The sequence below is a fragment of the Marinobacter sp. F4218 genome (assembly GCF_019443085.1).
Classification (GTDB): Bacteria; Pseudomonadota; Gammaproteobacteria; order Pseudomonadales; family Oleiphilaceae; genus Marinobacter; species Marinobacter albus.
On sequence record NZ_JAHZIL010000003.1, the window covers coordinates 1208333 to 1232172 of the forward strand.

Annotated in this window: 25 protein-coding genes; 12 read left to right on the forward strand and 13 right to left on the reverse strand. The window is 61.6% G+C overall.

Annotation, left to right across the window (positions count from 1 at the left end; all coding sequences use genetic code 11):
* Positions 1 to 22: 22 nt before the first annotated feature.
* From K0B93_RS09530 to K0B93_RS09540, 3 genes are read right to left on the reverse strand one after another with little or no spacing between them, the layout of a single operon-like run.
* Positions 23 to 694: an ATP-binding cassette domain-containing protein gene (locus K0B93_RS09530; RefSeq protein WP_219866987.1), complete on the reverse strand. Its 672-nt coding sequence runs from the start codon at positions 692 to 694 to the stop codon at positions 23 to 25.
* On the reverse strand, positions 687 to 1478 hold the full coding sequence (locus K0B93_RS09535; protein WP_219866988.1) for an ABC transporter permease: 792 nt from the start codon (positions 1476 to 1478) through the stop codon (positions 687 to 689). The genes K0B93_RS09530 and K0B93_RS09535 overlap by 8 nt, the downstream gene beginning before the upstream one ends.
* Positions 1475 to 2467 carry an ABC transporter substrate-binding protein gene (locus K0B93_RS09540; RefSeq protein ID WP_219866989.1) on the reverse strand — a complete coding sequence of 331 codons (993 nt, stop codon included), beginning with the start codon at positions 2465 to 2467 and terminating at the stop codon, positions 1475 to 1477. The genes K0B93_RS09535 and K0B93_RS09540 overlap by 4 nt, the downstream gene beginning before the upstream one ends.
* Before the next feature lie 265 nt (positions 2468 to 2732).
* Between K0B93_RS09540 and K0B93_RS09545 the strand changes: the two genes are divergently transcribed.
* Entirely contained in the window at positions 2733 to 3410 is a 678-nt protein-coding gene (locus tag K0B93_RS09545; RefSeq protein ID WP_228739507.1) for a response regulator transcription factor, read from the forward strand.
* Here K0B93_RS09545 and K0B93_RS09550 read toward each other — a convergent pair.
* The 4 genes from K0B93_RS09550 to K0B93_RS09565 all read right to left on the reverse strand — a co-directional run bounded on the left by K0B93_RS09550 (position 3388) and on the right by K0B93_RS09565 (position 9744).
* Positions 3388 to 5661 (reverse strand): NahK/ErcS family hybrid sensor histidine kinase/response regulator, encoded by a 2274-nt coding sequence (locus K0B93_RS09550; RefSeq protein ID WP_219866990.1) that lies wholly within the window; start codon positions 5659 to 5661, stop codon positions 3388 to 3390. The two genes, K0B93_RS09545 and K0B93_RS09550, sit on opposite strands and share 23 nt — an antisense overlap.
* Positions 5639 to 6808: a nitric oxide-sensing protein NosP gene (nosP, locus tag K0B93_RS09555; protein ID WP_228743335.1), complete on the reverse strand. Its 1170-nt coding sequence runs from the start codon at positions 6806 to 6808 to the stop codon at positions 5639 to 5641. The genes K0B93_RS09550 and nosP overlap by 23 nt, the downstream gene beginning before the upstream one ends.
* Positions 6809 to 7061: 253 nt before the next feature.
* Positions 7062 to 8168 carry a porin gene (locus K0B93_RS09560; protein WP_219866992.1) on the reverse strand — a complete coding sequence of 369 codons (1107 nt, stop codon included), beginning with the start codon at positions 8166 to 8168 and terminating at the stop codon, positions 7062 to 7064.
* A 172-nt stretch (positions 8169 to 8340) separates the two neighbouring features.
* Positions 8341 to 9744 carry a WS/DGAT domain-containing protein gene (locus K0B93_RS09565; protein ID WP_228743336.1) on the reverse strand — a complete coding sequence of 468 codons (1404 nt, stop codon included), beginning with the start codon at positions 9742 to 9744 and terminating at the stop codon, positions 8341 to 8343.
* A gap of 323 nt (positions 9745 to 10067) precedes the next feature.
* Here K0B93_RS09565 and K0B93_RS09570 point away from each other — a divergent pair, with 323 nt between their 5' ends.
* Complete coding sequence (locus K0B93_RS09570) at positions 10068 to 10991, forward strand: alpha/beta hydrolase (RefSeq protein WP_219866994.1); 924 nt, start codon at positions 10068 to 10070, stop codon at positions 10989 to 10991.
* A gap of 79 nt (positions 10992 to 11070) precedes the next feature.
* A complete protein-coding gene (locus K0B93_RS09575) occupies positions 11071 to 11820 on the forward strand; it encodes an FFLEELY motif protein (RefSeq protein WP_219866995.1) in 750 nt (249 codons plus the stop codon).
* An 18-nt stretch (positions 11821 to 11838) separates the two neighbouring features.
* Here the strand turns inward: K0B93_RS09575 and K0B93_RS09580 are convergent, their stop codons facing one another.
* The gene (locus tag K0B93_RS09580) at positions 11839 to 12117 is read right to left on the reverse strand and encodes a polyhydroxyalkanoic acid system family protein (protein WP_219866996.1); all 279 of its coding nucleotides are present in this window, start codon (positions 12115 to 12117) and stop codon (positions 11839 to 11841) included.
* 125 nt (positions 12118 to 12242) lie between these two features.
* Here K0B93_RS09580 and ubiE point away from each other — a divergent pair, with 125 nt between their 5' ends.
* The 9 genes from ubiE (at position 12243) to K0B93_RS09625 (ending at position 18415) form a co-directional block, all read left to right on the forward strand.
* The gene (ubiE, locus tag K0B93_RS09585; RefSeq protein WP_219866997.1) at positions 12243 to 13034 is read left to right on the forward strand and encodes a bifunctional demethylmenaquinone methyltransferase/2-methoxy-6-polyprenyl-1,4-benzoquinol methylase UbiE; all 792 of its coding nucleotides are present in this window, start codon (positions 12243 to 12245) and stop codon (positions 13032 to 13034) included.
* Complete coding sequence (locus K0B93_RS09590; RefSeq protein WP_219866998.1) at positions 13034 to 13675, forward strand: ubiquinone biosynthesis accessory factor UbiJ; 642 nt, start codon at positions 13034 to 13036, stop codon at positions 13673 to 13675. The genes ubiE and K0B93_RS09590 overlap by 1 nt, the downstream gene beginning before the upstream one ends.
* A complete protein-coding gene (ubiB, locus tag K0B93_RS09595) occupies positions 13672 to 15315 on the forward strand; it encodes a ubiquinone biosynthesis regulatory protein kinase UbiB (RefSeq protein WP_219866999.1) in 1644 nt (547 codons plus the stop codon). The genes K0B93_RS09590 and ubiB overlap by 4 nt, the downstream gene beginning before the upstream one ends.
* Positions 15316 to 15342: 27 nt before the next feature.
* Complete coding sequence (hisI, locus tag K0B93_RS09600; protein ID WP_219867000.1) at positions 15343 to 15777, forward strand: phosphoribosyl-AMP cyclohydrolase; 435 nt, start codon at positions 15343 to 15345, stop codon at positions 15775 to 15777.
* Complete coding sequence (locus tag K0B93_RS09605; protein ID WP_219867001.1) at positions 15770 to 16099, forward strand: phosphoribosyl-ATP diphosphatase; 330 nt, start codon at positions 15770 to 15772, stop codon at positions 16097 to 16099. Before hisI ends, K0B93_RS09605 begins: the two co-directional genes overlap by 8 nt.
* A gap of 90 nt (positions 16100 to 16189) precedes the next feature.
* On the forward strand, positions 16190 to 16426 hold the full coding sequence (gene tatA / locus K0B93_RS09610) for a Sec-independent protein translocase subunit TatA (RefSeq protein WP_219867002.1): 237 nt from the start codon (positions 16190 to 16192) through the stop codon (positions 16424 to 16426).
* A gap of 11 nt (positions 16427 to 16437) precedes the next feature.
* Positions 16438 to 16917, forward strand: coding sequence for a Sec-independent protein translocase protein TatB (gene tatB / locus K0B93_RS09615; RefSeq protein ID WP_228743337.1), 480 nt, complete (start codon positions 16438 to 16440; stop codon positions 16915 to 16917).
* Positions 16914 to 17699 (forward strand): twin-arginine translocase subunit TatC, encoded by a 786-nt coding sequence (gene tatC, locus K0B93_RS09620; protein ID WP_219867003.1) that lies wholly within the window; start codon positions 16914 to 16916, stop codon positions 17697 to 17699. The genes tatB and tatC overlap by 4 nt, the downstream gene beginning before the upstream one ends.
* Positions 17696 to 18415: a 16S rRNA (uracil(1498)-N(3))-methyltransferase gene (locus tag K0B93_RS09625; RefSeq protein ID WP_219867004.1), complete on the forward strand. Its 720-nt coding sequence runs from the start codon at positions 17696 to 17698 to the stop codon at positions 18413 to 18415. Before tatC ends, K0B93_RS09625 begins: the two co-directional genes overlap by 4 nt.
* A gap of 1 nt (position 18416) precedes the next feature.
* On the opposite strand, the gene K0B93_RS09630 is transcribed toward K0B93_RS09625, so the two are convergent.
* Genes K0B93_RS09630 through K0B93_RS09650 form a run of 5 tightly spaced genes read right to left on the reverse strand, consistent with a single transcriptional unit; the run spans position 18417 to position 23823 of the window.
* The gene (locus K0B93_RS09630) at positions 18417 to 19337 is read right to left on the reverse strand and encodes a DUF808 domain-containing protein (protein ID WP_219867005.1); all 921 of its coding nucleotides are present in this window, start codon (positions 19335 to 19337) and stop codon (positions 18417 to 18419) included.
* Between the two features lie 39 nt (positions 19338 to 19376).
* Positions 19377 to 20600 carry an FAD-dependent monooxygenase gene (locus tag K0B93_RS09635; protein ID WP_219867006.1) on the reverse strand — a complete coding sequence of 408 codons (1224 nt, stop codon included), beginning with the start codon at positions 20598 to 20600 and terminating at the stop codon, positions 19377 to 19379.
* The gene (gene ubiH / locus K0B93_RS09640; protein WP_219867007.1) at positions 20593 to 21873 is read right to left on the reverse strand and encodes a 2-octaprenyl-6-methoxyphenyl hydroxylase; all 1281 of its coding nucleotides are present in this window, start codon (positions 21871 to 21873) and stop codon (positions 20593 to 20595) included. The genes K0B93_RS09635 and ubiH overlap by 8 nt, the downstream gene beginning before the upstream one ends.
* Positions 21874 to 21877: 4 nt before the next feature.
* Positions 21878 to 23197 (reverse strand): Xaa-Pro aminopeptidase, encoded by a 1320-nt coding sequence (gene pepP, locus K0B93_RS09645; protein WP_219867008.1) that lies wholly within the window; start codon positions 23195 to 23197, stop codon positions 21878 to 21880.
* A 26-nt stretch (positions 23198 to 23223) separates the two neighbouring features.
* Positions 23224 to 23823 carry a UPF0149 family protein gene (locus K0B93_RS09650; RefSeq protein ID WP_219867009.1) on the reverse strand — a complete coding sequence of 200 codons (600 nt, stop codon included), beginning with the start codon at positions 23821 to 23823 and terminating at the stop codon, positions 23224 to 23226.
* Positions 23824 to 23840: the final 17 nt, after the last annotated feature.

Genomic DNA, 23840 nt, shown 5'->3' on the forward strand with positions numbered 1-23840 from the left:
CAAGTGGGCGATGGGGTAGCCGTTAGGAACCCGCTAAATCCAGATTGCGTAGTTTGCCCAGTAATTCTTTTATCGATCTGGGCTCGCCCACGGCGTCGTCCCATTGCAGTCGTGCCGGCGAGCCAGCCAGGTACCACAGCCGATTGGCCAGGATCTCCGCATCAGCACCGTCGTGGGTCACACAAATCATCGCCATGTCGGGGTGGGCATCCAGAATCCCCACTATCCGTTTTTTCAGTTCCCCCGCCATCACCGGGTCCAGCGAGGCAAACGGCTCATCCAGTAACAGCAGATTCGGCTCGACGGCCAGGCACCTTGCCAGGGCCGCCCGTCTGGCCATGCCCAGGGAAAGCTGGTCAGGAAGGTAGTGACCGTACCCGGTCAGGCCAACCTGGCCCAGCAGGTCGTCGGCCTGCTGACTGCTGGCGCCAACCAGCCGGAGATTGGCGCTCAGGGTCCGCCAGGGCAACAGGCGGTGCTCCTGGAACAGGTAACCCACCCGCACCTTGTCACGTCCGAGGACGGCCTCTTTGGGAACGGATTGATCGATCCCTGAGATCGCATTCAACAGGGTTGTCTTGCCGATACCGGACGGACCCAGCAGACAGATCCGGTCACCGCGCTCTACCGTGGCGAAGATTTCGCCGAGCACCGGCTGACCGAAATCGCGGCCTGCAATCCGGAGTTCAAGCATGGGCCGCCTCCGGCTGGCGCCAACGGCTGGAGCGCCGTTCCAATGGCTGCAGGATGCCCAGCTCGATGAGCTGGACCACAGCGATAAACGCCAGACTGTAAGCGAGGATGGCGGCCACGTCGAAAACCTGAAACGCCATGTGCAACTGGAAACCGACGCCGCTTGAGCGGCCCAGCAACTCCACCACCAGAACAATCTTCCAGATCAGGGCCAGCCCCCCGCGGGTCGCCGCCATCAGGTAGGGGAACAGCTGGGGCACCCAAACCTCCCGGAACCGCTGCCAGCGGGAGAACCGGTACACGGTGGCCATCTGTTCAAGCCTGAAATCCAGACTCCGGGCACCTTCACGCACGGTAACCGCAACGTTGGGGACCTTGTTGATAACCACGGCCATTACCGCAGCCACTTCCACCAGTCCGAACCAGACGTACATCAGGATGATGGTGACCAACGCTGGCAGATTGAGGAGCAGCACCAGCAAGGGGTCGAACAGTGCGTTGGTCAGGGCAGAACGGCCCATGGCGATACCGATCAGGGCGCCCAACGTCATGGCCAGCGCAAACGCCAACACGACCCGCCGCAGGGTGGCGCCTAGATGGTGCCACAGCTCTCCGGAGCCCGCCTCCCGAACAAGGGTGTCGAGCACCTCGGCTGGAGCGGGCAACAGGGGCGACTGGATCAGCCCGGCTACCACGGCCCACAACACCATAATCGCCGGCAAAACCACCCAATAGCTCCAGACCGGAGGCCGGCTGCGGCGCAGGGGTCCGGTCCCGGGCGTCATGGCTGGCCCCGGTAAAACAGGGTGTCCGGCATCAGCGTATTCGACTCCACCCCGGTCAGCACCAGCAGCTCCCGCAGATCGGCGATGCGCTGGTCGGTCAGGGGTTGGGGATTACCGGCGATAAACCCGGCCCGCAGTGCTTCAAACACACCCTTGTCCGCCGTCCGCATCAACGGCCGCAAACGTCGCCAATAAACGGGCTGTTCCGCTAGTTCGGCTTTCGCCTCGGCAACAGACCTCGCGAAGCTTTCAAGCAACTGCGGATTATCCCGGACCCAGGGTTCCGGGAAGACGTAGCCGAGGACGGGCAGGTCGCTGGCCAGTTCCATGTCAGTGAGCAGGTCCGCCATTCCAAACGCCGAACGCCAGCCGCCCTCGCCCTTGAGTCGGGCGGCGAAATGCCAATAGGTGACGATGGCATCGATCTGCCCACGCCTGAGCGCCTGGCTGAGCAACGGTGGCGCAGCGTATTGCACCTCGGCGACCTTGATCAGATTGATACCCTGTTGTGCCGCCACTTTCTGCAACAGGATCCAGCCCTTGCTGTCGGGGCCGCCGGCCACCCCGATGCGCAATCCCTCAAGGTCGCTGACCGTTCTGACCGGCGACTCCTCGGCCACAACAATGTCGCCGATACTGGACGAGAAGGGCACGTACAGGAAGGCGCTGCCCGCCTGATACCGCGACTGCGCCCAGAGCAGATCCGCGACCGCACCGTTGACCGTGCCACTGGTCACGGCGAGGTGCGACGCCGGCAGGTTCGCCACCGGCCTGAGCGCCAGCGTGTACCCGTGCCGGCGATCCAGTTGTCGATCGACAATGTGGTTCAGCTCCCAGTGCGCGGTGCCAAACTGCAGCACGCTCACAGACACCGTTGGCAAGCCGTCGCCCTGATCGGCAACGACCAACGGTTGCCACGACAGGAACAGAATCAGCAGGGTGTCAATCGAGAGCCTGCACAACCCGTATTTTTGTTGGTATCGGTTCATCCCTCCACGATACGAACCCCGTCGCCGGGCAAGAATAGTACTTTGGTGCCTGTTTTTTGGTGCGATGGTCGCATTCACCCGGCGGCCGGTATCGCGTGTAATGAAACCATCACAAAAATAACCAGAGGTCAGGCGAGACCACGCCGTCCCTTACGCACTGGAGGCCGCCATGCTGAACGAGCCCGATGCCGCACTCTCATCCGAAACCCGCTATCATGAGTCGGAAACACACCTCGATAATGACAACAAACAGGTAGATGTAGTTATGGATCCGGCTTACAAGATCCTGATTGCCGACGACCACCCTCTATTTCGCGAAGCCATCAGCAGTGTCATTGCGTCCGGATTCGCAGGCAGTGAGATCGTCGAGACCGATGATCTCGACAGCGCCCTGGCCATCACCCGGGAGAACGATGACCTGGACCTGATCCTGCTGGACCTGAACATGCCGGGCATGCACGGCCTGAACGGCCTGATCACGCTGCGCAACGAAGCGCCCACCATTCCGGTGGTCATCGTCTCGGCGGAGGAAGACAAACAGGTGGTGTTGCAGGCCATTACCTATGGCGCGGTGGGTTTCATCACCAAATCATCGCCCCGGGCCCAGATGACCGAGGCCATCCAGCAGATTCTCAACGGCAATGTGTACCTGCCGTCGGACATCATCCGGACCGGCAAGGAAAGCAGTAGCCGCCGTCACCGCAACGACGACAACCCGATATCACCGGAGCTGCTGAATTCCCTGACGCGACGCCAACTTCTGGTGTTGGAACGCATGTCCAAGGGCGAATCCAACAAGCAGATTGCGTACAACCTCAACATTGCCGAAACCACGGTCAAAGCCCATGTCTCGGCGATACTCCGGAAACTGGGCGTGCACAACCGGGTTCAGGCCATCCTGTCCGCCAGCGATGTGGACTTCAGCCAGTACCTGAAGCGCTGATGAGATGATTGAGGGTGCTGCGGAGCTTGAGCGGCTTCACCGGTTTGTTCATGAGTAGGTGACCCAGCCCGCGAATGTGCTGTTTCAGCTCGTTGGTGTAGTTGGCTGTGATCATGACCACCGGCGCAGGGCGGGCCCGACGCCCGTTGATACTCGCCACCACATCGACCCCCGTCTCCTCATTATCCAGGTGATAATCCGCCAGGATCAGATCCACGGGACTGGTGGCCGGGTCGAGCTGGCGCTCAAGATCCACCAGCGACACCGCCGTGATGACCTGGCAATCCCAATTTTCAAGCAGGGTCTGCATGCCCTCGCAAATTGCATGATCGTTGTCGATCACCCAGATACGGGCGCCGCCCAGACCGGTGTCCGGCACGGCGATAAGGCTGTCATCGCCGGACGGTCGCCGTGGCAGTAGCCGGCCCAGCGGAACCCGGACGCTGAACACCGATCCCCGCCCCTCAACCGACGATACCCGAACCTCATGGCCCAGCATCCGGGAGATTTTATCGACAATCGCCAGCCCGAGCCCCAGCCCCTTATCCGCCTGGGACCCGGATGGACGAATGCGCTTGAACTCCTGGAAGATCTCCGTGAGCTTGTCTTCGGGAATCCCGGGGCCGGTATCCCAGACCTGCAACAGAACATGATCACCACGGCGACGGCAGCCCAGAAGGATGCGCCCGGAGCCGGTGTATCGAATGGCGTTGGTCAGGAAGTTACGCAGAATCCGGGCCAGCAGCTGGGAATCCGACTCCACCACCGCCGATGACGGCACGAAGTCCAGTTCCAGGCCTTCGGCGACCGCCATCTGGCGGAACTCCCGGGCAATGTTATTGAGCAAATCCCGCAGGTCGAAGGCGGTGACATCCGGCTTGATCACACCGGCATCCAGTTTGGAAATGTCCACCAGGGTGCCGAGCAGGTTCTCGACGTCATCAAGCGAGGTGCTGACCGAGCGCACCAGGCTTTCCGCCTTGGGTCCGAAGGACTGCTCCAGCAGCGCACTGGTGAACAGCCGTGCGGCGTTCAGCGGTTGCAGCAGGTCGTGACTGACCGCCGCCAGGAACTTGGTCTTGGACAGGTTCGCCCGCTCCGCCTCCAGTTTGGCATCCCGCAACCGCGCCTCCACCGCCGCGCGCTCGTCTATTTCCTGGCGCAACTGGTTGTTCAGGCCTGTCAACGCCGCCGTCCGTTCCTTGACTCGCCGCTCCAGGTGATCGTAGGCCTGCTCCAGTGCCAAGGCGGTCTTGCGTCGGTCGGTAATATCGCGAATCAGCACGAAAAAGCCGGTAATGACGTTGTCGGCGTCATGATTGGGCACGTAGGAGCGCAGCATGTACCGGACGTCCCCCTGCTCACCGGTTTCCTCGAACTCGAAGGTGATGCTTTTGCCGTCCAGGGCCTGCCGGACCTGTGGCAGCAGGCGCTGGTACAGGTCCGGGGCATGGACCTCGTCCAGCCGCTTGCCTAACGGCGATTCCCCGTTACGGCCGTACCAGGACTCGTAGACCTTGTTGCAGAACTGCACCGTCATATCGGCGCCAACATAGGCTATCAATGCCGGGACATGGTCGGTAACCACTCGAATCCAGCGTTCGCTTTCCTCAAGCGCCTTGATCCGGCGTGCCATTTCGCTGTTCTTGACGTCGGTAATGTCGGAGTAGAGCACCACCAGCCCGCCTTCCCGGGTTGGCCGTTCGGTCATCTGGACCCAGCGGTCGTTGGCCAACAGAAACACCACGCCCTCGGAATCCGGGTGGCTATGTTCCTCCTGGATCAGTCCCGAGGTCAGGGCCTGGGCCTTCACATCGACGATCGAAGTCCCGGCAACGGGCGGCGCCAGGCCGGCCTGGCGCCAATAGCTGCGGAACCGGCTGTTGCTCTGGATGAGCCGATGCTGATGGTCAAACAGCACAAAGCCGTCGGCAATGCTTTCAATGGCATCACTCAGGCGCTGACGGGTGGTTTCCGCCTCCTCCCGTGCCCGATTGAGCGCCTTGTTGCTGCCCTTGAGCTCCTCCATCGCCTGGTTCAGGGCGTCGGTGCGCTCGCGCACCTGTTCCGCCAGCACCACCGAGTGCTCAAACGCGGCGTAGGGCTCGGGTTTGTGGGCCGAGCCCGACTCCACCCGCTCGATCAGGGCATCCCGGATCTTTCGCAGGCGCTCGTTCTCCGCTTCCAGCGCCGCGATGCGGTCGTCCCGGCGCGCGTCGGAGAGGGGCTCAGCGTGGTTCGGAATGGACATCAGGTGCGCCAATGACAACCCCCGTGAAGGTCTGGTTGATGTGCATGCCGTCAAACTGTTCGCCATAGGTGTTGAAGCCGATCACCTTGTGGTGGCGCAGGAATTCCGAGACGGCATCCACCTCTCCGGTCAGCTCTGCCTCCAGGCGACGCAGGAAACAGTCGCAGCCAATGGTCACCAACGGCGGCCCCACCACCCGTTCGGACGCCTCGATCTGGGTACGAACACTGTCCAGCAGCGACTCGGGCTCCATCGCAGTCATCACGATGCCGGTTTCAACGGCACAGTAGAACGTCAGACTCCTGTCGGGGTTTACGCGCTGGACGGATCGCACGAAGTAGTGCCCACCAATCTTCACGCCCATGGGCCGAAGCGCAAACACCTTGCGATCGAGATCATCCACCTCGACGCCAACTGCCCGGGCATAGGCCTCGGCCGCGGGCTCGGCATTCAGCTCAAACACCGTGCGGCTCTCGGCACAGGCGTCGGTTACCACCAGCTTCTGGTTGCGTTCAACCATGTGATGGGTCGAGAACACGCGGAAATCCAGCGGGGTGTTGACCAGCAACACGGTGGCCGCACCGGTGTGGAACTGGCCATCAAAGAACACGTGGGTATTGGCCAGCCGTTCATCGTCGCCGGCAGAACCACCGAACTGCGGTATCGTACCCAGCGCCGCGTTAAGGGTTGCCAGGACCAGTTCTTCCCGAGCGGACAGACCGTCAAGCAACGTGATGGCGAAGGTGTTGCCCTTGATCGGCGCCAGCCGCGCATCCCGGCAGGTGGCCAGAAGTCCGTCGATCACTCCCTGCGCATCCTGCAGCGTGAATTGATCCAACTCCCGAATCAGGGCGCAGTCGATGGCAAAATAGCGACGGTCGAAACCGATAGCGGTAATACAGCCACGGCCATAGCCCTCCGGGGTAATCTCCCCGGCCGAGGTACAGCCACACACGCGAACGTGACGAAACTCGTGCTCAAGGGCAATACCCAGGCGACCGAGATCGTACTCCGCAGAACAGAAGAAAAGCACACAACCCAGGTGCTCGTGTCTGAGCTGGCTGGCGAGGTTGGTGGCTGCCAGCATCGGATCCCGTACGCTGGAACTGGCCACCCGCGCCGCGGGCAGTGTCGTCACTGGTTTCATAAAGGCCGGCTTCGGAAATGAATGAATCCTTTTCGATTCTACGGCATCCGTGAAAGCAGCCAATGCGACTTCAGTGCTTTTAATTGGCGCGCCAAAGTGATCGTAAGCCATTGATTTAAATACCTCCCGAATCAATGCAGGGTGGCGCTACAGGTTTTCTTTCCGGCAAACCGGCACTTTAGTCCTAGTCAGGGGTTGCGATGCCGGGCAGAAGAGCCCCGGCATCGGCATCCGATCGTCGTCACGCTCCGGTTCAGAAAGTGACGACGGCACCCAGTGCAATGGTGTCGATCTCGGCCGCATCAGCGCCGGTTGACTTGGTGGTCTGCTCGAACATGTTGTATTCCGCGACCAGCTTGAAGTTGCTGTTGACGTCATGGAACACCGCCACGGAGGTGTTTTCGGTCTCGAAGTCCGCCTGGTCGGAATCCGTTTCGCCGTAGGACAGCACGAACCGGTTGGCGCCCAGTGTGTACGAGCCCTGAACCAGATAGCCGTCGGCATCCTCTTCCGCCAGCGGCGCGGCCGTGTCACTGATCAGCACCGGCACATCGCCTTCAGACGTGAAGCCGGAGGCGGTCAGGGAGAAACCGGCGATGGCGGCACGGACACCGTAGCCAAGTCCGGTCGAATCGACCGAGGTGGTTGCGTTCTCGGACTTCTGGGAACGACCATTGACCCAACCGGTCAGCGCCACGCCACTCAGGTCGGCACTGTAGGTTACCTCGGCCTCGAGCCGCGGCGCAGACTGTTCGGACTGGGCGCCAGGGGTTGTGTTGGCAGGCTCGAAGATACCTGCCGCGACCTTCAGGCCACCCATATCCGGCGTCCGGTAGGTGATCTGTGCGGAAGGGTTCGGGTAGGGGTAGCCCGTGCGGATGTTCCCGAAGGAAACCCCCGTCGGCGCACCCGGAGAGCCAAAGCCCATCAGGATCTCATCCAGGAAGATGTTGGAGCGGGCGTACAGGCCGAAATCCTTACCGATCAATACCTGACCGAAGGAGCCGTCAACCGTGGCGTAGAGCTGACGAACATCGATCGCGGTGTCGGTGGGCGATTGCAGGCTGTCGTTGATGGTCGACCAGAACGAGGAACGGCCGCCCATGGTCAGATCGCCGATTTCCTTGCTGAAGTTAAAGCCGATGGTGTTGGGCAGGAACCCCATTTTGACGTCGGAGTTGCGGGTATCGGCCAGCTTGTCATCACGATTCACATAGAAGGCGTTGAAGTAGCCGTCCACGGAAAAGGACGTGCCGTCCTGGTTGTAGACTTCAACCGCCGCGTGGGCTCCAGCGCTGGCCCCCATGGTCGCGGCCATCGCAATCGCGAGGCCTGACTTTCTGAAATTGTTGTTGTTCATACTTCCCCCGGTTGTTTTTGGAAATCTGGGATCGGGGTACCGGGATATCCGGCAGCCCCAGGCGTGGTCTGTCGCCTGAATTCCATGGTCGGTTAAGGGAAAGTGCGGGGAAATGCGCCAAGGGAGCAGGTTTCCTGCTCAATTGGGAGGCATCAGAAACAGAACTTTGGGATTACGACCAGCCCGGGAAGCGTTGCAGTTCCTGCAGGCAGTCAGCAAGAAAATCCGCCGGGTCGACCATGATGGCCTCATCCGCCACCACGCCGAACTGAATCTGGCCGGCATAGCTGACGATACTGACGCCCAGACCAATGTCTCCGGCCTGGGGTACCCAGAACATCTGCTCGGTGATCCGGCATCCGGCGATGTATCGGGCCTCGGGCGTACCCGGCACGTTTGAAACCACGGCACTGGCCTTGCGGTAGAACACATCGGCCACCGGCTGCCGCCAGGGTTCGGGAATGGCCGAGGCGGTCGCCGCCAGCCCCCAGGCAATGCCCGGCTGCCAGCTCTTTTTCAGGCGCCGGGTTTCATGCTTGATGCGATACAGGCGCTCGAGCGGGCTTTCACCGTCAACCGGCAGGGGCACGAACACCGTCCCGAAGTAGTTGCCCAGGGTTCCGGGCTCCGGCTGGAGTTCGTCCGGGAGCCGGGCGCGGATGTCCACGGGCACAGCCGCATGCAACACCGCATCCTCCAACGCATCGCCAACCATCCCGAGCCGGGAACGCACGGCGGCGGCGACACAACTGAGCAAGACGTCATTGATGGTGACGTTGGTAGCCTTTGCGACCGACCGGAAAAGGTCCAGTGCCACCGGCCGGGACCAGCGACATTGCCGCCGCCCCAGCAGCGGACGTGTCAGGTTGGAGGGGCTGTCTTCCGGCTCGACCAGAAACTCGCTGACTTCATGAACCAGCCTGAGACTGTTCTGGGCCGCCCGCTCCAGCCACCAGCCCGTCGACTGGCCCTGGCCGGCAGGCCCCGGACCGGCTTCCCCGACCGAACCTTCCCGTGCCATCTCAGTCGAAACCAGCTGTTCCAGCCAGACCCTGGCCGCGTCGGTCCAGCGCGACAGTTCGGCGGTCTCCGCCGCACCGTAGATGGCAGGATGCTGCTGCGGCGAGGGTGGACAGAGCCGTTCGAAGATGCCGAGCAGGGACAGACCGTCCGCGTAGCAGTGGTGCATTCGCAGTAGCAGTGCCGCACCGCCCTCGGCATTGGGCGCCAGCCAGAATTTCCAGCGCGGGCGGTAAAGGGCAAGGGGCTGATTCAGGCGGGCCGAAACCCACTCCTGCAGCTCATCCGGAGTGAAACGGTCGATCACCACATCCAGATGGTGCTTGAGATCAAACACCGGGTCCGGTTCCCACCACCAGGCCGGGGCCCGCTTCACTGGCAGGAACCGGAAGCGTTCCCAGGCCATCCAGTACACTCGCAGAAACTCCCGGAAGCGGGGCGCAGTCAGCCCCTCAACCCGCAGCATGACCGTGATGGTCATCGGGTTTTCGGGTCTTTCCAGGGCCAGCCAGGCTGAATCCGCAGGCAGCAGGAGATGCGATTGCTCGTGACTCAAACCTGAACGTCCCCGGGTGGATGGTGAAGATACGTAAAAACCGAACTCCGCATTGTGCCAGACAACCCGCATGGTCTCCATATAAGGTGCCTGTGCACAGCATTACAAAAAGTTACTTGTGAACAACTGTTCAGATCTATACTCCCAGTAAGCCTTGATGCAATGGTTAGCACGGCCCTTGAACTGTCATCGATTGGCCCTGATTCAGCGTAAATAAAGATGTCAGCGCCAATAACTTTCTGACCGGTTTGGGGTAGAAAAGGGTTACCAGCAGGTTCCAACTTCAACAACAGGCCATTGCAGCGCTGGTTAGGAGAGCCAAAATGAAAGCGAGCCACGTTCGCAAACTGATCAAGCCCATCGAGAATGCCTACTCGGAGATGTTCTCCGGTCGGGTATACCGTGTCGGCAAAGGTGCCGTTTCGGTTCGAAATCACAGCGGCGAGGCGGAGCAGACCGTTGTGGGCGTGCATGGCTTTCTGGAAAACCACTGCTACTTTACCCAGGCCTACGAAGGACCAACCACCGAACTGATCCTGCTCACCTGCAGCAACTACCACATTCCGGTCAACGGTGTGACCCCCGAAACACCGTACTGGGAGGTGCCGATCAAGCATCTGGAAGGCACCATCGAGTACGACGCCTGTATCCTGAACCAGGCACTGTCGAACCTGCCCAGCACCCGGAACATCCGGGTTCATGGCCACTCCCGCGGTGGTGCAGTGATCCTGGAAGCGATGCAACAGTGGCCGGAACTCTACGAGGACGTGGAAGTGGTGCTGGAAGCTCCGGTACTGCCCCAGGCGAAACTCCACGCCCTGGTGACAACGCTGCTGGAGCCGGTCAGTCACGGCATGTGGCCCTGGCTGATTCGCCTGATCAACACCGCCCCGTCCTCGGCTTATGGCCAGACCTTCTTTGGCAAGATGAATCCGCGCAAGAAACAGCTGCTCAGCAAACTGTTCTCGGCCACCAAGGACCACCTGACCATCGTCCGTAACATCGAGAACATCATGGACTGGATGGCACGCACGGATACCAGCGTGTACAACAACATCCGCCACGGCACCTTCCTGATCCCGGCGGTGGACCGCATTCTCGACCGGACCGCCATGCTGGCCAGCGCCCGCCAGAGCCCGACCACCATGCGCATTGTCGAAACCGAGGCACCCAGCCACTTCATCACCCTCGACAGCAAGGAATGGGTACCCGGCTTTGAAACCCTGCCGGCCGCCGCCCAAGGCTAGTGTTCTGCCAGCCAACCTCCGTTAAACTACCGGGTCTCTCAACGGGCCCTGCCCCACAGGTTTAACGGAGCCAATCATCATGTACCGTGAGCGCCTTGTCGCCACCGAGGTCTCGTCCGACAGTGCCCGCCGGCTTAAGCGTTTGCTGCTGGAGTACCACGATTTCCGACAGCACAAGGCCGCGCACCCGCTGCTAGACGACACTTTCCGGGTCGCCGACTGGCAGGCCGAGCGGCTGAAAGCCACTCACCGGGACCTGTATGACCATCCCGGTTACCACACCGGCCTCGAATTCCTGTTAACTGACCTGTATGCGCCGACGGCCATGACGCACCGGGACGACAACATCGACCGGGTCTTTCCGAAAATGGTGAAATGGCTCCCGGACCACCTGCTGGGCACCCTTGCCGGTCTGGTGGAGCTGAACCTGATCACCCAGCGACTCGATCTGGAACTGACCGAGCGGATCCACCGCTATCAGGTCGCGGCGGACGCACTGACGGTGGACGACTATTGTCTGGCGTTTCGCGAAAGCGAACAGCTGGCGTTGCGGGAGCGTCAGATTGGCCTGGTGGCCGAGGTTGGCCTGCAACTGGACCGGTACGTACGTAACCGCACCCTGGGCTGGCTGTTATCCATGACCCGAACACCGGCGGAAATGGCCGGTCTGACCGATCTTCACAGCTTCCTGCACCGGGGGTTCAGTGCCTTTCGAAAGATGGATGACGTCGAACTCCTGATTGACCGGCTGGTCACCCGGGAACGCCAGGTCATGGAAAACATTGTGCGCGGACACCCGGAGCCGTTTCGGCTCCCGGGCGATCTTTGACCCCCTGGGCGGACCGGATCAGGCCTTGATGATCTGATCCAGCTGGGAATGGATTTCCTGCTCGATTCGGGATTTGAAAGGCCGGAGCATCATGCCCAGCTCCAGGTGAATGTGCAGGTCGGCATGACTGAGGTTCAGCTGGCCTTTGACACCGCTGCGCTTGAAGCGGAGCACATCCCCTTCCCATTGATAGTTCACGTCGAACTGCTGTGACAGGTCTTTCGCCAGGATTTCGGCGGCTTCGCGGGCGTGCTCTTTGTCCAGACTGTGCGGACGGTGTACGTCAATGACAGACATATATCAGCTTTCTCTCAAAAAATGACCGTTTTATAGTTTAGGGTGGTATTAAACTTGTCGCCACCCTTGTAGCAACCCCGCCAGCCGTTAGAATACGGGGTTCAGATTCAGACAGGATTTCTCTCATGAGCGAGCAGCAACCGTCGGCCAATCAGGCCCAGACCAGCCAGGGCCCGGATGACGTCACCCATTTCGGCTTTCGCGACGTGCCCAAGAGCCAGAAGGCGAGCCAGGTGGCCGAGGTGTTCCACAGCGTGGCCGGCAAATACGACCTCATGAACGATCTGATGTCCATGGGCATCCACCGCCTGTGGAAACGGTTCACCATTGAACTGTCGGGAGTGCGCCCGGGCCATCAGGTGCTCGACATCGCCGGCGGCACCGGCGACCTCACCATGAAGTTCTCTGACCTGGTCGGGCCGTCGGGCAAGGTGGTCCTGGCCGATATCAACGCCTCCATGCTGCAGGTCGGTCGCGGACGCCTGATTGACCGTGGCTATGCCGGCAATATCGAGTACGTTCAGGCCGACGCCGAACACCTGCCGTTCCCGGACAACAACTTCAATGCCGTTTCAATCGCCTTTGGCCTGCGCAATGTCACCGACAAGGACCAGGCCCTGCGTGACATGACCCGGACCCTCAAGCCCGGCGGCAAGTTGATGGTGCTGGAGTTCTCCAAGCCCACCAACCCTCTGCTCAGCAAGGCCTACGACACCTACTCGTTTACCGCGCTGCCGCTGATGGGACAACTGATCGCCGGCGACAGCGAAAGCTACAAATACCTGGCCGAGTCCATTCGCATGCACCCGGATCAGGACACCCTGAAGGCAATGATGGAAAACGCCGGCCTGGTGAACTGCAAGTACTACAACATGACCGGCGGCATCGTCGCCCTGCACGTGGGAATCAAGCCCTGATGTTCCCGGGTCCGACGCTGCTTGCTGCCGTTACCGCCATCATCGAGGGTGCGCTGAACCACGCCCTCGAGTTGGATCCGGCGGGCCGGCGGGCCCTGATGGAAGCATTGGAGGGCCCGGTACAGATCAGCCTGATCGCGCCGCTGCCGCTCACCTACTCGCTGCATGGCGCCGGTGACCGGGTCCGGGTCAGTAGCCAGCCTGCGGACGGCCCTGCCCTTGAAATCAGCGGCAAACCCGTGGCCTTTGCCGCTCTGGCCACCGGTGATGACCGGGTATTCAGCGACGGCAGGCTGACGGTCGCGGGCGACACCGCCCTCGCCCACCAGCTGCAACGGGCGCTGAATCAGCTTGACCCGGACTGGGAAGCTGCCATGGCCCGCCACATCGGCGACGTGCCCGCCCACTTCCTGGGCCAACGCATCCGCGGCGCCGTAAAGTGGAGCCGCCAGGCCTTCCATTCCCTGAACGCCAACGTCGAAGAGTATGTGCACGAGGAAAGCCGAACCCTTCCCGGGCGCCGGGAACTGGAAGCAACCTTTGAGGACATCGACGACGTCAGCCTCCGGACCGAACGCCTGGAAGCGCGTATAGCCCGTCTGGATAACCAGGCCACACCTGACGAACGGGAGAATCCGTGACCCGCCTACAACGCCTGTTCCGAATTGCCTGGGTATTCTGCCGTTACCGGCTGGACACGTTTTTGCCCCTGGCGGAACTGCCTGCGCCTCTCAAGGTGTTCTTCCTGCTGGCCCCCTGGCACCTGTTCCCGAAACCCAAGCTGAGCCGGGGGGATCGGCTGAGGCTGGCCCTGGAAGAGCTGGGGCCGGTATTCGTCAAGTTTGGCCAGATCCTGTCGACCCGTCGCGACCTGTTACCGGACGATATGGCCGAGTCCCTGAAAAACCTCCAGGACCGGGTACCGCCCTTTTCCAGCCATCTGGCCCGGGAGATCATTGAATCTTCCCTGGGCGCGCCGGTGGCCGAGTTGTTCAAGGAGTTCACACCGGACCCCATGGCCTCGGCATCGGTTGCCCAGGTGCATGCGGCCACCCTGCGCAACGGTCAGCAGGTGGTGGTAAAAGTGTTGCGCCCCGGGATCGAACGGGTCATCCGGCAGGATCTTTCGCTGATGTACCTGATGGCAGGACTGCTGGAAAGGTACTGGTCCGAGGGCAAGCGCCTGCACCCGGTCGAGGTGGTGGCAGACTACGACTCCACCATCCACGACGAGCTGGACCTGCAGCGGGAGGCCGCCAACGCCAGTCAGCTGCGCCGCAATTTCGAGAACTCGTCACTGATCTACATCCCCTTTATCGATTGGGACTACACCCGCAAGTCGGTACTGGTCATGGAGCGCATTCACGGCATTCCCATTGCCGATGTACCCGCCCTGCAGGCCGCCGGCGTCAATATGAAGGTGCTGGCCGAAAAGGGGGTGGAGATCTTCTTCACCCAGGTGTTCCGGGACAGCTTTTTCCACGCCGACATGCATCCGGGCAATATTTTTGTCGATGTCTCCAACCCGGCCGATCCGAAGTACATTGCCATCGATTTCGGTATCGTCGGCACCCTGGCCCCGGACGACCAGAGCTATCTGGCCCGCAACCTGCTGGCGTTCTTCCGCCGGGATTACCGGCAGGTCGCCCAGCTGCACATTCAGTCAGGCTGGGTCCCGCCGGATACCCGGGTGAACGAATTCGAGGCTGCAATCCGTACCGTCTGTGAGCCCATCTTCGAGAAACCGCTGAAGGACATCTCCTTCGGCCACTTCCTATTACGCCTGTTTCAGACCGCCCGCCGTTTCAACATGGAGGTGCAGCCGCAACTGGTACTGCTGCAGAAAACCCTGCTGAACGTCGAAGGCCTCGGGCGCCAGCTGTACCCGGAGCTGGACCTTTGGAGCACAGCCCAGCCATTCCTGGAAAGCTGGATGCGCAGACGCATTGGCCCTTCGGGCCTGTTAAAATCGCTGCAGACCCACCTGCCCTCCTGGCTGGAGCAATCGCCCGAAATGCCGCAGCTGGTGCATGACGCACTCATGCAACTGCGCGAGGCCGGTCCCACCGAGCAACAGAATCAGGCTACACTGGAGCTGCTGCGGGAACAGCAGGTTCGCTCGGATCGTCGCTGGCGGCGTGGGCTGGTGGTCATCATTCTGGTTGCGGCAGCCGTTATCGGCACCCGACCCGAGGCCCAGGCCTGGCTCGAAAACGTGCCCGCCTGGAGCTGGGCACTGCTGGCTGCAGCCGGCGGTCTGGTGCTGCGCGGCAGCCGGTAACCGATTACGAATTCAGGATTCACAGAAATGAAAGACTCATCCGATAACGTCGACAACCCTGACTGGCTGGACGCCATCCGCTGGACCGCCGACGGTCTGGTTCCCGCCATTGCCCAGGATGCCGCTACCGGTGACATCCTGATGATGGCCTGGATGAACCGGGAGTCGCTGCGCCTGACGGCCGAAGAGGGCCACGCAGTGTATTGGTCCCGCTCCCGAGGCACACTCTGGCGTAAAGGTGAAACCTCCGGACACCAACAGGTGGTGAAAGACATCCGCCTGGATTGCGACGAAGATGTGATCCTGCTGAAGGTTGAGCAGAAAGGTGGCATCGCCTGCCACACCGGCCGGCGCAGCTGCTTCTACCGGACCCTGAAAGACGGTCAGTGGGCCAGCGTGGAACCGGTCCTCAAGGACCCCGATGCCATCTATGGCGAACTGAGGAGTACCCAAGGTGAGTGACGTACTGAACCAGCTGGCACAGGTACTGGAAGAGCGCAAACAGGCCGATCCGGACAGCTCCTATGTTGCCAGCCTGCATGCCAAAGGTCTGAACAAGATTCTCGAGAAGGTCGGCGAGGAGTGCACCGAAACCCTGCTGGCCGCCAAGGATGCGGAACACTCGGGCGACACCCGGGATGTGATTTACGAGACCGCCGACCTCTGGTTTCACAGCATGGTCATGTTATCCCGACTGGGCCTTGGCCCGGGCGAAGTGATTGATGAGCTGGCGCGTCGATTTGACCTGTCCGGACTGGAAGAAAAAGCTTCGCGGAACAAATAGCCGGCACCTACCCCGTTGGAGGATTACCGCCCGGCCCGTTGGTTAACGTACACTACAACAAAGCAACAACATTAAAACGAGGATCCCGTGATGGGTATAAGTATCTGGCAACTCCTAATCGTACTCGGCATTGTGATTCTGTTATTCGGAACCAAGAAACTGCGCAACATCGGCAGCGATCTGGGCGGCGCCATTCGTGGCTTCAAGAAGTCCATGAGCGATGAAGACAGCAAGGCCGCCGATCAGGAGTCTCTGCAGGAAAAAAACGACGCGCAGAGCCAACAGGCCGAAACCGAAGAAAAGCCACGGGACAAGTCCCACAGCTGAGAGCTGGCTGAATGTTCGATATTGGCTTTCTTGAGCTGCTGATCTGCGGCGTCATTGCATTGCTGGTGCTCGGCCCCGAGCGCCTCCCTACTGCCGCCCGCGCTGCCGGGCGTTGGATTGGTGGTGCCCGGCGCATGGTGGGCCAGTTCACGTCGGAACTGGACCGCCAGCTCAAGGCCGAAGAGCTCCGGGAAGAACTGCGCAAGGCCGGCGACGTCGGGCTTGATGACGTCCAGAAGACCGTGCGCGGGGCGCTGGATGAAGCCAAGCGCTATGAGCACATGATCCTGCCCGACAGCGCCGACCGCCGTTCACGCCCCGCGCCCGCAACCCGCCGTGTCGCGGGCCAGGACACCGGCGACTCAACGAACAGCAGCCCTGATGCACCCCCGGAGCCCGCTGACCCGGCGCCCGAATCAACGAACAGCACCGAGTCCGCAGGCAAGGGACAGCCCGGCTCAGAGCAAGGCCCGTCGGATAACCGTTCATGACTTCAAAGCCAGACGGCAACCACATTCCCCCGGATCAGCAGGAAATGCCCCTGATTGAGCATTTGCTGGAACTGCGCAACCGTCTGTTGAAGATGGTTCTGGCCGTAGTCATCTGCTTCGCCGCCATCTATCCGTTTGCCAATGAGCTGTACCTGTGGCTGTCCGAGCCAATCCGTTCACTGCTGCCGGTCGGACAGACCATGATCGCCACCGACGTCACGTCGCCCTTCTTTGCGCCCCTGAAGCTGGCCCTCGTACTCTCCGTGTTCGTGGCCATACCGGTGATCCTGTACCAGCTCTGGAGCTTTGTCGCACCCGGCCTCTATACCCATGAAAAACGGCTGGCGTTTCCCCTGCTGTTCACCTCGGTCCTGCTGTTCTACGCCGGTGCCGCCTTTGCCTACTACGTGGTCTTCCCGCTGGTGTTTGGCTTCTTCACCGCCATCGGGCCGGAAGGCATCGTGGAGCTGCCGGACATCAGCAGCTACCTGAATTTCGTGCTGAAAATGTTCTTTGCCTTTGGCGTGGCCTTCGAGATTCCCATTGCCACGGTGCTGCTGATCCTTACCGGTGCCACCACCCCGCAGGATCTGGCAGCCAAACGCCCCTATGTGGTGGTCGCCTGCTTCATCATTGGCATGCTGCTGACACCTCCGGACATCATTTCCCAGACACTGCTGGCCGTGCCCATGTGGATCCTGTTTGAGTTCGGGATCATCTTCGGGCGCCTCGCCAAGCGGGAAACCGCCGAACCGGACGCCGACGAGTCTGCCGGCGAATGAATCTGGCGCTCCTGTTCGAGGAAGACTTTATCGGTGGCGACCGGGTGCGACTGACCGGTCGACGCCTGGCCCACCTCCACTCGGTGATCCGGGTCAGCACTGGCGATCGCATCCCCGTCGGCCGCGTCGACGGCGATATAGGCACCGCTGAGGTACTGCACCTGACCGATACCGAAGCCGAATTGCGCGTGTCGTTCCACCTGCCACCACCTGCCGCTCTGCCACTGACCCTGATACTCGCGATGCCCCGGCCCAAGATGCTCCGCCGGGTACTGCAAACCTGCGCGACGCTGGGTGTCAAGGACATCTGGCTGATCAACAGCTACAAGGTCGAGAAGAGCTTCTGGCAAACGCCTTGGCTGTCTGAGGAAAGTCTGCGGGAAAACCTGACCCTGGGGTTGGAACAGGCCCGGGACACGGTGATGCCGAGGGTCCATATCCGCAAGCTGTTCAAGCCGTTTGTGGAAGATGAGCTGCCGGCCCTGCTGGCGGGCAAGCGAGCCCTGGTGGCCCACCCCGGTACCGACACCCCCTGCCCCACGCACCTGAACCAACCCACTGCCCTGTGTATCGGACCCGAGGGAGGGTTTACCCCGTATGAGGTTGGCAAGCTTGAAGAAGCCGGCTGCGGCGCCGTGCACCTGGGGGCACGTATCCTGCGAGTGGAGACGGCCGTCCCGGTTCTGGTCAGCCGTCTCTTTGACGCCTGCCTCTGAGTCAGGCCGAGCGCGCCGCCCAGAGCTTCTGCAAGGGTGTGATGACCGCGACCAGGACAGCTCCAGCCACCACGCCAAACAATCCGTTCGCCAGGGTCGGGATAAGCGCCTCGGCGAGGCCAACACCACCGAAGCCCTCGGCAAAGTGATGAATGGCATCATAGATCGGGGGCAGGCCGTGGGTAAGAATGCCACCGCCAACCAGGAACATGGCGATGGTGCCGAGAATTGACAGGGTTTTCATCATGTAGGGCGCGAGCCAGAGTATCCCCCGCCCGATCTTCTGTGACACCTCGCTGTCCCTCTGGCTCAGGTACAGGCCACCGTCGTCCAGTTTTACAATGCCGGCAACGAGGCCATAAACACCCACGGTAATCATGATCGCCACCACGGTGAGCACCAGGAACTGCATTCCAATGCTCTGGTCGGTCACGGTGCCCAGGGTAATGGCGATGATCTCCGCCGACAGGATAAAGTCGGTCCGAATGGCGCCCTTGATCTTTTCCTTCTCCAGCGCCTTCATATCGACGTCGGGATTCTTCAGAGCCTCGTGCAGTTCGCTCTTGTGGGCCTCATCCTCCTGCCGGTGCAGGAACTTGTGAACCAGCTTCTCAAAGCCCTCGAAACACAGAAAGGCACCGCCCAGCATGAGCAGCGGGGTGACCAGCCAGGGCACGAAGAAACTGATGGCCAGGGCAGCCGGAACCAGAATCGCCTTGTTCAGCAGTGACCCCTTGGCCACCGCCCACACCACCGGAAGTTCCCGGGCAGGCTTTACCCCGGTGACCTGCTGGGCGTTGAGGGCAAGATCGTCTCCCAGTACGCCTGCGGTTTTCTTGGTGGCGGTTTTCGTCATCAGCGAGACATCGTCGAGAATGGTGGCGATGTCATCGATGAGGGCGAGCAGGCTACTTCCAGCCATGGTCTGGTTTCCTTAATGTGTGAATGGGAGCATCGGCCTTCAGCGGTTCAGACCCATGGCTTCAGCGGCAAGCCGATGCTTGACCGGGCCGAGGCCATCGAGCCATCTCATGCCGGTATTTCTCAACCATCGCAGCGGCAATTCATCCCGCGCGAACAGCTGTTTGAACCCCTCCATTGCCGCCATCATGGCCAGATTCTCGGCCTTTCGGCGGCGCTGGTAACGGGCCAGAACCAGCGGCTCGGCCGGGCTCAGGCCTGCGCCTCGGGCCCGGGACAGTTCATCCAGTAAGGCCCGGACATCCCCATAACCGAGGTTCGCGCCCTGGCCCGCCAACGGGTGTATCGTGTGTGCCGCGTCCCCCACCAGCGCAAAACCGCGCGCAACATAGTCCTTGGCATGGCGCTGGCGCAGCGGGAAGGCAAAGCGGCGGGAGACGGACACCACGGCGCCCATTTCCCGTTCGATGGCCGCCTCCAGTTCGGCGACAAATCGGGCTTCATCCAGCGCCATCAGGCGCCTGGCCTCTTCAGTGTCCTGGGACCAGACAATGGAACAGAAATGCTCGTCGCCCGATTCCGAGAGCAGCGGAAGAAACGCCAGTGGGCCAGTCAGTGAAAACCGCTGCCAGGCCGTAAATCGGTGACTCTGGGCAGTCTGTACGGTGCAGACAATCGCCTGCTGATCGTAATCCCATTCCCGGGTCGGCAGGCCCACCCACTGACGCAGGCGCGAGTTCGCACCATCGGCGGCCACGACCAGTCGGGCACCCAGGCTGTGGCCATCCGCCAGTTCAATGCCTTGTTGGTCGCCATCCTGCCACCAGCCCGTCACTTTGACTCCGTCAATCAGCTCGACCTCACTGACTTCCAGCGCCTCAAACAGGGCCCGGACTATTGCACGGTTTTCCACGATCGTACCTAAGGCCCCTGCCTGCAGCTCGGCGGCGTCAAAGTGAATGCGACCGGTGCCATCCCCATCCCAGACGGTCATTTTCTGGTAGGGGCAATGGCGGCCGGCAACCACCTCCTGCCAGACGCCCAGCTCCTGCAGCAACTGCTGGCTGGCGACGGAGATGGCACTGACCCGTGGTTCAAAATCCGCCACTCCGTCGGCCGGGGGCATTCGACTGACCAGTGGCGCACGATCACTGCCCTCAACCAGACCGACCCGCCAGCCCTGCCGGGACAGCCCCAGAGCAAGGGCGGCCCCGATCATGCCACCGCCTACCACCAGAACATCGAACGTCCCGATCTTACTCATGCCCTGCCGGCTCCCTGCGTGCAACCCCTGGCTTGCTGATGACCGCCCGGCGCCCGCCAAGGCCCATGGCTTTGCGGGCAAACCAGCGTTTTGCCCCGGGCAGCAAATCCAGCCCGACCAGTCCGGCATCGCGGGCCGCCGCTACGGGTGCCGGAGCATCGCCGAATATGCGGATCAGGGAGTCGGAGAACTGCACGGTCTGCTGCCAGTCCTGGCGATGCAGACGTTGATAACGGCCCAGAACCTGAAGATCACCCAGCGACTGCCCCTGCTCGACCGCCTGCCGGAGCTGTTCCACCAGAGTCATCAGCCCCCGCAGTGCCAGGTTGAAACCCTGGCCAGCCACCGGGTGCAGGGCATGGGCAGCGTTGCCGACCAATGCCACGCCCGGCCGAACGGCCTCATCCACGGTGGTCAGTTTCAGCGGGTAGTGACTGCATTCGCCAATACGCGTGAAGCGACCGAGCCGCCAGCCAAACCGCTCCTGCAGACGCTGGCACTTCTGTGGGTCGGATAACGCAAGCACCTCGTCGAGGGCCTCGTCGGTCAAGGTCCAGACCAGCGCCGATTGATGACCGGCCCGGGTTGTCGTGCCGTGGGGAAGAAGGGCCATGGGGCCGGCGTCAGTGAACCGTTCAAACGCTGTGAATCGGTGGCTCTCGCCGGTCGAGACATTCGCGATCAGCGCGTTCTGACCGTAGCTGTGGTTGCGGGTCTGGAATCCGAGTGCCTCCCGCAGTCCGGACCGGCCACCGTCAGCAACAACCAGACACTGGGCGCTCAGGCTCCAGGTTTCGGTTCCGCGTTTCAGGGCGACGCGGACGCCTTCGGTCTCGGGGGTCATATCGACGACCTCCGCCGGCGCCTGCCACTGCACCCCGGTTTCCAGCAGTTCCCGCATCAGGCAGAGACCCATCCAGCGGTTGTCTGCCACGTAACCAAGGGCCTCTTGACCATGGTCCCCGGCGTTCAGACGAGTGGCGCCGAAATGCCCCCGATCCGATACGTGAATCTGGCGGATCGGCGTGGCGTGTTCCGACAATCTTGGCCACAACCCCAGCTCCTCAAAAATCAGCCGCGAGCCCCAGGCCAGCGCGGTCGAGCGGGCGTCATAACTGGGCTGGTAGTGTTCCGGGAGGGCATCCGCCGACAGGGGGAAGGTCTCGACCACCGTGACCCGCAGGGAAGGCACCACGCGGGCGAGGGCCAGCGCCAGCGTGGCTCCTGCCAGGCCGCCACCGGCAATGATCAGATCGGTATCGAAGCGGTTCACGGGGTCAGTCCGCCATCAACGCTTCGATGTCTGGGATGGTCTTGGGCACACCATCGGTCAGTACCCGGCACCCCTCTTTGGTCACGACCACATCGTCCTCGATGCGGATACCGATACCGCGCCACTTTTCATCGACGCTGGTATTGTCGAGGGCAATGTACAGGCCCGGTTCCACGGTCAGCGCCATGCCCGGCTCCAGCAGGCGCCAAGCATCGCCGACCTTGTAGTCGCCGACGTCATGGACATCCAGGCCCAGCCAGTGGCCGGTCCGGTGCATGAAGAAGGGCTTGTAGGCTTCGTTGGCGATGGCGTCCTCCACGGTTCCCGACAGCAGGCCGAGATCAATCAGACCCTGTGTAAGCACCCGCAGCGCCGCCTCGTGGGGGTGGTTCCAATGGTTGCCCGGCCGCACCGCATCAATGGCCGCGTATTGGGCCGACAGCACAACCTCATAGAGCGCCCGCTGCTCAGGGCTGAATTTGCCGCTCACCGGGAAGGTCCGGGTGATATCCGACGCGTAACATTCGTATTCGCAGCCGGCGTCGATCAGGACCAGGTCGCCGTCTTTCAACGGCGCACTGTTCTCGATGTAATGCAGGATGCAGCCATTGGCACCACCACCCACGATCGATGGATAGGCCGTCGACCGGGCACCGTGATCCATGAAGGTGTGGATCAGTTCGGCCTCCAGGTTGTATTCGCTGCCACCCTTGCGCGCGCGCTTCATGGCCCGACAATGGGCCTCGGCGCTGATCTCGCCCGCCTTCGCCATGACCTTGATCTCGTTGGCACTCTTGAACAGACGCAGGTCGTGCAGGAAGTGCTCCAGCGAGACAAATTCTCCGGGGGGGTGAGCGCCGGTCCGCACCTTGCTGCGGATGGTCTTGACCCAGCCCATCACCTTGCTGTCGAACTGCTGATCCTTGCCCAGGGGGTAGTACACCCGACTGCGGCCCTCGATCATGCCGGGCAGGATGTCGTCGATGTCGGAGATCGGGAAAGCGTCGTCGAGACCGAAGCGTTCAATGGCGCCTTCAGGCCCGACCAGGAAACCGTCCCAGAGTTCTTTTTCAGGATTGCGTTCCTTGCAGAACAGCACGGATTCGCCGTGTTCGCGGCCCGGAATCAGTGCCAGCACCGCCTCGGGCTCACCAAAACCACTCAGGTACTGAAAATCGCTGTCCTGACGGAACGGGTGCAGCACGTCACGGTTGCGCACGCGTTCCGGCGCCGCCGGGATAATGGCAATGCTGTCGGGCGCCATGCGCTCCATCAGCTTTCGACGGCGCTCGGCGAATTCCTTAACGGGTATCATGGACGACATAAACTCTCCCGCAGTGTCGACCTTGCTCAGTGCAGGGTCGGGGATTGAGAAGCCGGCTTCTCCGGGGCGTTAAACTCGGTAAAGACCGCCAGTGCCCCCAGCCGGACGTATTCGGTGATTTCCAGTAACTGCTGCTCGCTCTCGTCATCGGCTTCTTCATCGGCCGAAAGCTGACTGATTGCCACCAGGTCTTCGATCAGTTCGCGGATCTCATCGGGCGCCTGCCCGAGCGATTCACCGGCCGACAGCGCCATGCCTTCGAGAAAGCCGCGCACCCAGGCCACCAGGGCCTCCAGACGCTGCTCGATGGCATAGTCATCATCCGGCAATAAAGGATGGAAACTCATGTCGGCCGATTTCAAGAGCGCCAGGGTCTGTTCATACGCCTTATTCATGAACGGCGCCAGATCGCCGGACTCCTCGGCCGCACTTTCGGGCAATCCCATGTGCTCACAGACCATATCCAGCCATTCCGGCTCTTCAATACGGGAGCCGGCGGCCAATCGACCACAAAGAACTCCGTGCAATTCGGAGGGGTGGCTAAACGCCTTGTGGGCAGTAAAAACGTTGGCCCAGCGCTCGAATTCAGCGGCTCGGGCAGCTCCGGTTGTGTCGGTCTCGGACATGAACCAGGACATTCCTG

Excerpts from the sequence above, each read along its gene's own strand:
- nosP (WP_228743335.1), bottom strand. The coding sequence starts at position 6,808 with ATGAAACCAGTGACGACACTGCCCGCGGCGCGGGTGGCCAGTTCCAGC.
- K0B93_RS09580 (WP_219866996.1), bottom strand. The coding sequence starts at position 12,117 with ATGTCTGTCATTGACGTACACCGTCCGCACAGTCTGGACAAAGAGCAC.
- K0B93_RS09545 (WP_228739507.1), top strand. The coding sequence starts at position 2,733 with ATGGATCCGGCTTACAAGATCCTGATTGCCGACGACCACCCTCTATTT.
- K0B93_RS09570 (WP_219866994.1), top strand. The coding sequence starts at position 10,068 with ATGAAAGCGAGCCACGTTCGCAAACTGATCAAGCCCATCGAGAATGCC.
- K0B93_RS09540 (WP_219866989.1), bottom strand. The coding sequence starts at position 2,467 with ATGAACCGATACCAACAAAAATACGGGTTGTGCAGGCTCTCGATTGAC.
- K0B93_RS09550 (WP_219866990.1), bottom strand. The coding sequence starts at position 5,661 with ATGTCCATTCCGAACCACGCTGAGCCCCTCTCCGACGCGCGCCGGGAC.
- K0B93_RS09650 (WP_219867009.1), bottom strand. The coding sequence starts at position 23,823 with ATGTCCGAGACCGACACAACCGGAGCTGCCCGAGCCGCTGAATTCGAG.
- K0B93_RS09560 (WP_219866992.1), bottom strand. The coding sequence starts at position 8,168 with ATGAACAACAACAATTTCAGAAAGTCAGGCCTCGCGATTGCGATGGCC.
- K0B93_RS09530 (WP_219866987.1), bottom strand. The coding sequence starts at position 694 with ATGCTTGAACTCCGGATTGCAGGCCGCGATTTCGGTCAGCCGGTGCTC.
- tatC (WP_219867003.1), top strand. The coding sequence starts at position 16,914 with ATGACTTCAAAGCCAGACGGCAACCACATTCCCCCGGATCAGCAGGAA.
- pepP (WP_219867008.1), bottom strand. The coding sequence starts at position 23,197 with ATGTCGTCCATGATACCCGTTAAGGAATTCGCCGAGCGCCGTCGAAAG.
- tatA (WP_219867002.1), top strand. The coding sequence starts at position 16,190 with ATGGGTATAAGTATCTGGCAACTCCTAATCGTACTCGGCATTGTGATT.
- tatB (WP_228743337.1), top strand. The coding sequence starts at position 16,438 with ATGTTCGATATTGGCTTTCTTGAGCTGCTGATCTGCGGCGTCATTGCA.
- K0B93_RS09590 (WP_219866998.1), top strand. The coding sequence starts at position 13,034 with ATGTTCCCGGGTCCGACGCTGCTTGCTGCCGTTACCGCCATCATCGAG.
- K0B93_RS09630 (WP_219867005.1), bottom strand. The coding sequence starts at position 19,337 with ATGGCTGGAAGTAGCCTGCTCGCCCTCATCGATGACATCGCCACCATT.
- hisI (WP_219867000.1), top strand. The coding sequence starts at position 15,343 with ATGAAAGACTCATCCGATAACGTCGACAACCCTGACTGGCTGGACGCC.
- K0B93_RS09635 (WP_219867006.1), bottom strand. The coding sequence starts at position 20,600 with ATGAGTAAGATCGGGACGTTCGATGTTCTGGTGGTAGGCGGTGGCATG.
- K0B93_RS09625 (WP_219867004.1), top strand. The coding sequence starts at position 17,696 with ATGAATCTGGCGCTCCTGTTCGAGGAAGACTTTATCGGTGGCGACCGG.
- K0B93_RS09535 (WP_219866988.1), bottom strand. The coding sequence starts at position 1,478 with ATGACGCCCGGGACCGGACCCCTGCGCCGCAGCCGGCCTCCGGTCTGG.
- K0B93_RS09575 (WP_219866995.1), top strand. The coding sequence starts at position 11,071 with ATGTACCGTGAGCGCCTTGTCGCCACCGAGGTCTCGTCCGACAGTGCC.
- ubiE (WP_219866997.1), top strand. The coding sequence starts at position 12,243 with ATGAGCGAGCAGCAACCGTCGGCCAATCAGGCCCAGACCAGCCAGGGC.